Here is a 10,369-nt window from a genome sequence, read left to right as displayed (position 1 = left end):
TATCTAACTTATCTAACTTAGACATTGTCAAATATTCCGCACTAAACGTGCAAACATATCAAACTAGCCAACCCGTTCTAAATGAAACTCCGACAACCACAAACAAAATTGAAATAATGGTCACTGGCACAATATGCAGCGCCATATCAACCAAGTTGTCCTTCGATAGCTTTGGAATCACACGAAAGCGTGCGTCTAGGGCTAGCAATACCGTCAGAGACAGCAACGTCAATTTAGCGGCAATGCCATGAGCCAGTGGAATCGACATATCAAACCATAAGCTAACGTCCGGCAACATGTGATAAGCGAGCATCAACCCAGTCACCACTTGAACTACCAAAGCAGGCATTCCCACCTTTTCGTACCCTTGCTCAAATTCCAATAACATTTCTGGAGAACGGTGTTTCAAGACTTTAGGAAGGATAACGACGCTGAGAATAATGTGCCCTCCCGTCCAAATGGTGGCAGCCAAGACATGCAAAACCAATAATACGCCAAACATAAACTTCCCTTACACAATGTTACGTGGTGCAAAGGAGAATCCTTCAAACTCACGCTTATATTTTGATTCACCAACTTTCTTTATTTTGGCGACGCCCATTTTGTAGTTGTAGTTACCACTGATTTGGTCAACTACCCTTGTTGTTAAAGCATTCGCTGGGTTCTTCATGTCCATCATATTGCAATACAACACACCTTTCTTCGTGGCTGAGGTGACAATCGCAACGGCTTTAATCTCCGCGTAATCCAGTTGAATGTGACCATTTTTCATTAGGTTACTAAACTGGAAATCGTCTGACTCGATACCCAGAATCGTATCTTTAAAATTGGCCACCCGCTCCGAGTACACAAGCACTTCATCTCCGGCTTCTATGCCCCGCTTTTCCGCATCTTCTGGGTGAACTTCAATCCAGTTTTCAGGCCAGCGATGAGTGATGTAAGGCCTGCGCTCGGTATCATCAAACCCTGACTGCCAAATTTCGTTGATACGACCATTCGAGAACCACAACTCGTCCTTTTGGGGAGTAAGCCAAGTATGGAAATCACTAAACAGATCCCAAGGATGTTTTTGAAGATTGACCTTCCCCGTCTGACTATTAAATTGAGTGAGCTGTTTACGCATAATATTGGCGCCTTGAGGCCCATCCTGTAGCCCTTTGTCGACCAAATCATCCCAACTCATTTCAGTGTCATGCAAGCGCTTAGTGCCAATCAGCTTTTTGGTATCATAGTTATAAAAAACAGGCCCTTGAATCCCTTCGGTACCAAATTCAGCGAGCTTTTGATGAAGAGTTTCCCCTTCAGCATGTGCTGCAACTTTAATCATATTAAAATCTTTACGGCTACCACGGCTAAATCGTGATGACTCTTCAGCAACGTCATTTGAGTTTTGCCAATCAAACCCATCGTACCCCATTCGCGAAGCCATTTGAGCAACAATCCACCAGTCTGGCTTAGCCTGACCCGGCGCATCAGCGAACTTTTGGTAAAGGCGTAGACGACGCTCACCATTAGCACGCATGAAATCCTCTTCCCCCCAAGTCGCGGCCGGAAAGATGATATCAGCGAATTGTTTGCCAATAGGATCACGTAAATAAATATCTTGATTGATGACGACTATTCCACCGGAATCTGCACGCTTTTTTAGTGTATCTATAATGTGCTGTTTATCACGTCGCGTCGCTTGGTGAGGGTTACGTGTTGTTAAATCGGTGAATTTCTCTTTCAACCCATAGCTGCCACACATAGCTTGAATCCATGTCGTACCAATGACATGGGCCATACGGGTATGCCCAGAATAGAGATATCTATCGGTGTCTATTGAGCGTCTGCGTCTGCCTGCCACTTTTTCAGGTGACTTATTCCTTGGTAGTTTCCCACCCGCTAGCCCACCGCGTTGATGCCCACCAAACCGGCCAATGACACGCCCTTCTCGGCCACCAGTACCGATGATCGTTGCAAGGGAGGCAATGGCGTTGGTATTTCCGGTATTATTCGACCAATAAAAGCCCTTCTCTATACCAATTGAGGCTTTAACTCTTTGACCATTCACTGGCATTGCCAACATCTCAGCAGCTTTATGAATCTTCTCCACATCGATACCCGCTATCGACGCGGCATACTCAGGTGCGTACTCTTTCTGCTCCAAATTCCATTGCTTATAATCATCAAAGCCATTCGTTTGGAATTTGCCCCAAGTGGTTCTCCACTGCCATGGCGTATTACGCGTACCCTGACCAAAACCTGAGCTCGATTCCCATTTATTATTGACCCAGTTTTCAATCCACTCGTTATCTTGCCAACCTTGCTCTAAGATCACTCGAGCAATTGCACCAATCACAAGATTATCGCTACCAGGGTTAATATCGAGGTGTAATCCACCTTGAGCTTTAAGCCACGCTATTCCAGCGGTTTCACGAGGGTTCAAAATCACGGTTTTCATCCCACGATGCACCGCTGGCATAATAAACTGCGTAAAGATGATGGTTTTTGTCTCATACGGATCTGTTCCGCAGATCATCAAAGTATCTGCCGCGCCCCAATCATCATAACTTGGAGCAAAATTATCAAAACCCGCATCTCGAAACCCTGGGGTTGCAGTGACATCTGACGGCGTGTCATGAAACGAAAAATTCGCGGTATTGACATGGCGCAATGCATACTTTGTTATTGCATAGGTGTTTTCAATATACTGATAGGAATAGGTTTTTACGCAGTAACTGTTTGAACCGTGCGTATCAATCACATGACGGCCGACTTGGGCTGCTATATCCAACGCAAAATCCCATTCTACCGGTTGTAACTGACCGTTAATTCGAACAAGTGGTTGCTTCAATCGATCTTTGGTTGGTGTTTCTGGGTTATAAAGCTTTCTTGCGAGCAGTCCACCACGAACCGAAGAATCACCGCCTTTATTGACGACCTGTATGTCTTTGTCTGCCACTACAACCACATGGTGTGGTTTGCCATTATGCGAAACAATATTATGTTGCTGTGGCGAAACCCAAGCTTGCAGAGCATGAACCGGGAAATCGACACCAAAGGCGTTTTCACTAGCAGCCGCGCCGCCTGAAGGGCTATTTACGGGCCAACGATAAACCTTATAACCACACGCAACAATACAATAGTCACACGCTGTTGTGATGACTTCCGCACTAGCAGGCGGCAATAAAGTACTGCTCGGTTGAAGGTATGAATGGTTTTGATTAAATTGATTGTTTGCAGGAGATTGAGTCATCTAGATTACCTCCACATCGATCAGGTTTTCCATGCGACCAAAGATCAATCCCATAACCCCGACCGCATAGATATCATCACCTTCTAGCTCCAGCAGTACTTGAGGTAAGCTCTCAAAGGCTTGACCAGAAACCATAATGCCATGACGTCGTAAATCAAATGTAGACAGGTGGAATGGACACTGCCCGACAATGCGATGCTCCCCTGTTGCTTTATAAGCACCGGTTAAAGGCCCACCTTGATGAGTACACGTCATCGAGTACGCCACAATATCTCGCTGTAACCCTATCCCACCGCCACATTCGATGTCGGATTTAACCAGCATCGCAATCGAGTTTTTTCCTTCATCTGGATATTGAAAGTGAACCGGAATGTGGTTACTGAGTTGACTTAACTTTGCGATTTTCTTACGCGGGTAACCGACAATACGACCTTCTACCTGAGTTTCAGAATCAGTCCCTGCAAATAAGGTCAGAGGAACCATAGAGACGGCAGTGGCTGCGCCGGAATAAAGTAAAAAATCACGTCGTGACATCATGCATTTGTTGTGTCGTTTACTCGAATTTTGCTCTGAGTTGGCGATCATTTCTCTGCTCCAGCAAGTTCTTCTTTAGTAAATAGCGGTTGGTATTCTGGAATGGTTGGCTCTTCAATAAAAATCTGTTCACCTGAAAATGCTTCGATAAAACTCAGTAAGTTTTTTTTATCTTGCTCCGTTAAACCGAGAGGTTGGATCAAAGCAGATTTGGTTTTAGGGTACCCAGTAGTGCGCCCGTCATCCGCCACACCACCTCGATCGTAAAAATCGATCACCGCTTCTAAAGTTGGAATAGTGCCATTGTGCATGTAAGGCGCTGTGTATTTTGTATAACGTAGGCTTGGCGTGCGAAACTTACCTAACATCTCTTTACGTTTTGCACGAAAGTAAGCACCGGGATCAGCCTTTGTAGTGCGGTACATCGCTTCGGTGACACCTTTAGAATAAAGCTCAAATCGAAACGTTATCTGTGCCAGTCCATCATCATTCCACCAAGGGCTTGGCGGCACGCCAATGTTGTAGAATTTCTGGTCAGAAGCCAAAGCCCCGTTGTGACAAGCTATGCAATTCGCTTTGCCCTCAAACAGTGCTTTACCCTTCAATTGGGACTCAGACAAAGCGGTTTTGTCACCGAGTAAATAGTTGTCTATTGGTGTGTCGCGTTGAATCATCGTACGTTCAAACGCGGCTATAGCACGCCAAGCGTTGTGTATTTTCGGAGTATCATCACCAAACACTCGCTTAAAACGTTCAACATACTCAGGTACTAACGCTAAACGCGCTTCCATGATGTCATCTTCACCATTACCCGCGACCGCGCCCTTCGCAGCATCTTTGGCTTGCGCTTCCAATGACATAGCGCTGCCCGCCCAGAAAAATTTGTCATAATAAGCCGCATTAATAATCGTTTGGCTATTACGCCAATGTACCGTACCTGGGTACCCCATGGATAAGTCATCAGGAAAACCCCAGCCCTGAGATTGGATATGGCAACCAGCACATGGGCTAGTCGTATCGCCACTTAGCCGACCGTCATAAAATAAGATCTTTCCCAACTCTATTTTTTCGGGTGTTTGTTTATTATCCGCAGGCACAGGCACCTCACCTAGAGGCTCAAGCTGTACTCTTGCATTAACAACATTGGGAAGCCCCGTCATCCCAATAAGAATAAAGAGTGCTGCCTTTAATACAGAGCGCTTAGTTACGAGCATTTGACCAATCCTCCGTGTATTCGTAACCGAAGTCATAGTCTAACCAATCGTATTCTTCGCCTATAAGGGCGTCTCCAGATAACGATTCCAAAAAAGCCACTAGCGCCTTTTTTTCATAGTCCGTTAGGGAAAGCGTGGTGACTCGAGAGTCTTTGTTTGAGTCTTCGCCACCACCTTGATTATAAAATTCAACCACATCTTCAAGCGTGGCAAGCATGCCATTGTGCATATACGGCGCAGTTTGAGTGAGCTCTCGCAGCGTTGGCGTTATGAACTTACCGCGATCGCTACCATCCGCTTTATGAGTTTGAACATGCGCACCAACATCGCGCTTTAACGTTAAGTAATCTTGCACACCCATAAACATGTTGTAGGCAAGAAAAGATTGATGTCGCATTGGGTCTAAAAATATCTCATGATTTTCTGGCACTCCGGTATTGTGTGCCTTTCCGTCCGAAAACAGAGCACCACGATGGCATTGGCTGCACCCCGCTTTGCCTGTGAACAGTTTTTCTCCCTGGCTCGCTAAGTCGCTAAGCTCACCCTTGTCAAAAGGGACGTTTTTCGAAGTCAATGTTTTTAGGTATTCAGGCAGAGCTTTGCGTACTCCGCCATTTGACGGTTCTCCAAGATTGGCCGCTTTAAACATCTCAACGTATATTGGGTCTTGTTTGAGGCGTTCCTGCATCAAACGCATGTCCATATTCATCAGCCAGTCTTCAGTGATATTCTCCCGCACCACATCGTTTAGGTTGGTGCCAATACGACCATCGTGAAACCACACCTCTTTATAGACTGTATTAATAAGTGTTGGAGCATTGCGAAATCCATCACTCCCCGTATAGGCAGGGCTCAACGGTTCAGGGTAAGAAAAACCATTAGATGGAATGTGGCAACTGGAGCACGATATCGAGTCGTCCCCGGACAAGCGCGTATCAAAAAACAGTCGTTTACCGAGTTCTGCCTTCGCCGTATTTATACTCATAGGGGGCAGAGCGGCGTATAGAGTTGCAGAGAAAAGGGCACACACTCCTACCAAGCTTTTTAGTGCGATGCTCATCGACATTCCTTCGGGGTTACTATCATCTACCCCTATTATTAACACATGAAACATTAAAGATATGATTAGGATCATACAATTAGAAATGATAAGAGTTATTATTCAAACTTGTTAATTCAGTGGTGCTTGAATATATGTCTCTAGATAAATTACTTCACAAAGTTAAACACATCTATTTGACTGGAAACCTATCCGAACAGGTATTGGCAGCACAAATATTAAGCCGTTTTCAAAACACTAAATATCTGATTATAGAAAGGTTAGAGTCCCAGAATCCTGACCTTGTTCTCACTAGTCTTGAATGCCTCGCTTTAGATAATGCAGCGCCTATTGAGCCCATCCTCAACTGCTATCAATACTGGGACGACAGCGAAATTAAATTGGCATCGTTAATGGCTATTGAGAACAACCAACACTCTCTACTCGCTGTTCCTGTATTGTTAGAAGCAGTATGCGACGAAAATGACTACTGGGATGGCGGTTGGAATGACGGAGATGACATTCGCTTGATAGCTGCGCGGATTTTAGACAATCACAAACACGAATTAGATCACGAACAGTCTCTGCGTTTACTACACCGACTTCAGAATGACCCGGAGCCAGATCTAAAAGGCAAACTCATTGCTTTACTTTCGCGCCACTCCCCTACTCTGCTAAATGAAAACAACGTACTCAAAAGCACCGCTGATACTCGGATTTTTTTGAGAAACACTCAAGACAAAATAGTCTTGTACAAAGCCACACAACACCCTGATATTAGCTGCCAAAAAGTGGCATTTCAGCGTCTATCTGAAATGGATTGTCGTGAATATCTGCAGGTATTTTTAAACGGCCTGTCTCATTCAAATCCATCAATAAGAAAGAGTTCCGTACATCAATTAGCGAAATGGAATTACCTAGTAGATATAAAGCACCTTAATTTTGAATTGCTGTTATCTGGTATGTCACTCAATTCACTCACAGGGCTAATGAGTAACAAAGATAAGCTGGACGTCATTGACCAACTTCAAGATAAACCCAATGTTGCTTATTCAACCACAACGCTCCTTCTGCTGATTTGCAGTTTGGAAAGTCAGCACAAACAGCTTCAACTTGCCCGCTTTATACCCCATTTCTACCAAGTGTTTTCAACGTTGGAAGAGTCAGAACAACTCGACAGCCTAAACAGCCTATTAACTGAAACTTCCGAACAACTTAGCGTCGCCTTTATTCGTCAACAACTTCAGCAGGAAGCTTGTAGTAACTCTATCAAGCGACTGTTAATTGAACACCTTTCGAAAAACCCAAAAACTAGCCACCAAAGCTATTTAAAAGAACTCACTTTAGGGACATCAGGTATCATAGTTGCGGATTCTTCAGTAAAAAGTAGAACAGCAACGAACACAGCCCCTATAAATGAAATGATTAACGCGGAAATCATTGACGCTAATACTCAACCAGCACTTATTACATCAACACTTGATGCATTAAAACAAGCTCACTCACCTGCTATCTCTAACGCTAACTCTACCGTCGCATCTACTTCAGTAAAAAAGCGCTCGAAAAGATCAGCAAAAATAGAGCGCCTTGAAAATCAAACGATCGCTCTAGAGTTTTGCTCAAACAAAACATGGCTGTGCAGCCTTTGCTCTGACGACAAAATAAGTCATCTAACCAAAGCAGCATTCTACGCCTGGATTCATGCCTTATGTAGACACAGCATAAGCTTTTCCGATGTACAATCATCACGCTTTAATCAGCTCACGTTAGAACTATTGCTAGATGAGCAATCCGAAAATATCGGCGACATCCTCGACTGGCTTGGCGATGATTGGATACAACAGAACCGTTTGTCACTGATGTCATCACCCTGCTTATCTTTAAGAGTCGGCTTAATAAAACACATCAATGACGAGCAACAATTATTAGAATTGATCAAACATTCGTATATCGGCATTCAGCACGCAGCGCTCAATCAACTTGCGCTTAATGGTATTTATCCCCATAAGAAACTGATCGGGTTGCTTTTGGAAGAGCCGTTACTTTATCCACAGTTGGCGAACTTTGAAGCACATACGGTTTATGAAATACTTGAAAGTGAATTCGATCGCCGATCCTCAACGACTCTTCAAGCCACTCTCACGTATCTTGAAACGACAAGTAATCACCCCTAACAAAGAACTCAAATCTCGTAGCAAAATCAAGCCCATTGATTTGAGGCTTTCATTTTCACTTCACTCGCAGCCGGTAAAGTTAGTAGCAACGAATTAAGCCTCGCTTTGTAAGGTATTGTATGGGTTTGTCTAACAGCAACTTCTGTCACTAAACAACGCACTGCAGTTCCGTATATTGATACTTCGTATGAATAATAAGGTGTGTCATGAAAACTCTATCTTTAGCTACCTTAGCGACAGCTATCTTTCTCATTGGATGCGGTTCAAATCACAATAAATCGCTATTCAATCAGGCAAACGCAGCACCGTCAGTTGTACATGGGGTCACGATTGAAGAAGTTCCCTCTCAATTCGCTGAATACTCTCAAGCAGGCTACAACCGATATGTGGCGGTCAATGCCCCGAATGGCAAATCTATCCATATTTTGATTATGGATCGCCTGAGCGATTATCAAATAGTCAAAGCCGTCAATGTTCTCAACCACTATCTGACCCCTGTTGATGGCACTAAGTATGGGAGCACTGACTCAAAACGCGAGATTGCAAACGCGATGGCCAACAATGGCGCAATACTAAAGCTAATGAATTATTACGATGAGCCACGATACAACGATGACTTGCCCGGGCAACCCTTGTTCGAAGAAGAGATTCAGGCTGAAGGCGGTGAATGGTATGTCCAACAAGATTATGAAGAGCATCGTGACGCCTCTTATGAGGAAATTCTGCACCTAGTTCATGACTATGGCATCGGGGTTTTTAACGCGCCTGAAGATGCAGTAACCGCATTACCTGAATTTCAAAAAGAATTTAATGCGATACAGAGACAAGCATTACACCATGCTTACACGCCACCCCGTGATATTTTAGAAGAGTGGCAAGAAGAAGTCAGTGTTGACCAAGAGTACTTTGCCGCTGTAATTGACAGTTACTACGGGCTTTGGGGAGCATACAACGGCAAAGGTATGTGGGGATTATACCAAGTTAAAACCCGCGACGATTTCTCAAAAGAAGACCCCGATGCACAAGCGATAGTAGAACAGATTTTCTCTCCAACATTGACTTACGATGCATACCTTGCCGATACATTCACCGGAACATTTAAAATGAGGTATGACGCAGCGACGCCCTATACTCATCACTCTCAATATCTTACTAAACTAACGCTATCAGGTAACAATGATGCGAATATTGAGATCAACGAGCATGACAACCGCGTAACCGGAAACGCGGGGGTAAATACAGTGGTCGCCCATGGCCCTAAAAGTGAATACCAAATTCATGATCTGGGGAATGGTAAATTTCAGCTTAATGATACCGTTGTTTCGCGTGACGGCTTGAACGTGCTATCCAGTATCGAAAAAGTACAGTTCACTGATCAGCTTTGGACCTTTTAACTAGCAACACTCAAAAGCCAAATCACTTTCCTAAAGACGTAAAAAAGCCCGACCATTTCTGATCGAGCTTTCTAAATGATGGAGGCGCCTCCCGGAGTCGAACCGAGGTCCACGGATTTGCAATCCGCTGCATAGCCACTCTGCCAAGGCGCCTTCAAGTCGTGTTTTAAGAGAACGACTCTGTTGATTACTACCCAACAAGGTAACAATCAAATAGATGGTGCCCCGGGCCGGACTTGAACCGGCACAACGCGAACGTCGAGGGATTTTAAATCCCTTGTGTCTACCAATTCCACCACCAGGGCACGCAATTCTTTATTGCGATGCCGATTACTGAAAAGTAAAACACCATCTTAATGTCAAAATGAATCAACATTACAAAATTCTTTATCTCTAGAACTGTGTTGTCCTGAGAACGAGGCGTACTTTAACTGATTAAGATAATGAGTCAATAAAAAAATTTATTTATTGGATTCAATTGGTTAAAAACCGTTCCAACGTTTGTTTTTCGACCTAAAATCGAGAGAGAATTATACACAACAATTGAGCACAGGATAAACTGGCAATGAGCAGCGCACAAAGAATGCAGCACAGGATGTTTATTCGATTAATATGAAAATGAAGCGGACAGAATATTCTATCCAATGTCCGCTTCGAAACTTTGTACATAAATTAAGACACAGGCCACTCTTCTGGAATTAACTTTTCTGTCCCAACCTTATGCCATCGATATTTAACCGCATTTTTATATCTTTTATCGGCTTTGTTGCGTAATT

The 10,369-nt window shown here is 44.0% G+C and carries 7 protein-coding genes and 2 tRNA genes; 2 read left to right on the top strand and 7 right to left on the bottom strand.

What is annotated here, in order from left to right:
* Positions 1–58: 58 nt before the first annotated feature.
* The 5 genes from AB4180_RS19675 to AB4180_RS19655 are packed head-to-tail and all read right to left on the bottom strand — an operon-like array spanning position 59 to position 6,046.
* Positions 59–502, bottom strand: a complete 444-nt coding sequence (locus AB4180_RS19675; RefSeq protein WP_004731117.1) for a CopD family protein — start codon at positions 500–502, stop codon at positions 59–61.
* A 9-nt stretch (positions 503–511) separates the two neighbouring features.
* Complete coding sequence (locus AB4180_RS19670) at positions 512–3,238, bottom strand: molybdopterin-dependent oxidoreductase (RefSeq protein WP_198592254.1); 2,727 nt, start codon at positions 3,236–3,238, stop codon at positions 512–514.
* Positions 3,239–3,823 carry an arsenate reductase (azurin) small subunit gene (locus AB4180_RS19665; RefSeq protein WP_102249623.1) on the bottom strand — a complete coding sequence of 195 codons (585 nt, stop codon included), beginning with the start codon at positions 3,821–3,823 and terminating at the stop codon, positions 3,239–3,241.
* The gene (locus AB4180_RS19660) at positions 3,820–4,986 is read right to left on the bottom strand and encodes a cytochrome-c peroxidase (protein ID WP_102249624.1); all 1,167 of its coding nucleotides are present in this window, start codon (positions 4,984–4,986) and stop codon (positions 3,820–3,822) included. The genes AB4180_RS19665 and AB4180_RS19660 overlap by 4 nt, the downstream gene beginning before the upstream one ends.
* Positions 4,973–6,046: a cytochrome-c peroxidase gene (locus tag AB4180_RS19655; RefSeq protein ID WP_102249625.1), complete on the bottom strand. Its 1,074-nt coding sequence runs from the start codon at positions 6,044–6,046 to the stop codon at positions 4,973–4,975. Before AB4180_RS19655 ends, AB4180_RS19660 begins: the two co-directional genes overlap by 14 nt.
* A gap of 134 nt (positions 6,047–6,180) precedes the next feature.
* Between AB4180_RS19655 and AB4180_RS19650 the strand changes: the two genes are divergently transcribed.
* Positions 6,181–8,199 (top strand): HEAT repeat domain-containing protein, encoded by a 2,019-nt coding sequence (locus tag AB4180_RS19650; RefSeq protein ID WP_102249626.1) that lies wholly within the window; start codon positions 6,181–6,183, stop codon positions 8,197–8,199.
* A gap of 206 nt (positions 8,200–8,405) precedes the next feature.
* Complete coding sequence (locus tag AB4180_RS19645) at positions 8,406–9,593, top strand: hypothetical protein (RefSeq protein ID WP_102249627.1); 1,188 nt, start codon at positions 8,406–8,408, stop codon at positions 9,591–9,593.
* Positions 9,594–9,672: 79 nt separating this feature from the next.
* On the opposite strand, the gene AB4180_RS19640 is transcribed toward AB4180_RS19645, so the two are convergent.
* Both AB4180_RS19640 and AB4180_RS19635 read right to left on the bottom strand, forming a co-directional pair.
* A tRNA-Cys gene (locus tag AB4180_RS19640) sits at positions 9,673–9,746 on the bottom strand.
* 65 nt (positions 9,747–9,811) lie between these two features.
* Positions 9,812–9,898 (bottom strand) — tRNA-Leu (locus AB4180_RS19635).
* Positions 9,899–10,369 lie beyond the last annotated feature (471 nt).

The sequence above is a fragment of the Vibrio sp. 10N.286.49.C3 genome (assembly GCF_041469545.1).
Lineage (GTDB): Bacteria > Pseudomonadota > Gammaproteobacteria > Enterobacterales > Vibrionaceae > Vibrio > Vibrio tasmaniensis_A.
This window is presented reverse-complemented; position numbering and strand designations above follow the sequence as displayed.

Coding starts and splice junctions, on each gene's coding strand:
- AB4180_RS19675 (WP_004731117.1), bottom strand. CDS start 502: ATGTTTGGCGTATTATTGGTTTTGCATGTCTTGGCTGCCACCATTTGG.
- AB4180_RS19670 (WP_198592254.1), bottom strand. CDS start 3,238: ATGACTCAATCTCCTGCAAACAATCAATTTAATCAAAACCATTCATAC.
- AB4180_RS19665 (WP_102249623.1), bottom strand. CDS start 3,823: ATGATCGCCAACTCAGAGCAAAATTCGAGTAAACGACACAACAAATGC.
- AB4180_RS19660 (WP_102249624.1), bottom strand. CDS start 4,986: ATGCTCGTAACTAAGCGCTCTGTATTAAAGGCAGCACTCTTTATTCTT.
- AB4180_RS19655 (WP_102249625.1), bottom strand. CDS start 6,046: ATGAGCATCGCACTAAAAAGCTTGGTAGGAGTGTGTGCCCTTTTCTCT.
- AB4180_RS19650 (WP_102249626.1), top strand. CDS start 6,181: ATGTCTCTAGATAAATTACTTCACAAAGTTAAACACATCTATTTGACT.
- AB4180_RS19645 (WP_102249627.1), top strand. CDS start 8,406: ATGAAAACTCTATCTTTAGCTACCTTAGCGACAGCTATCTTTCTCATT.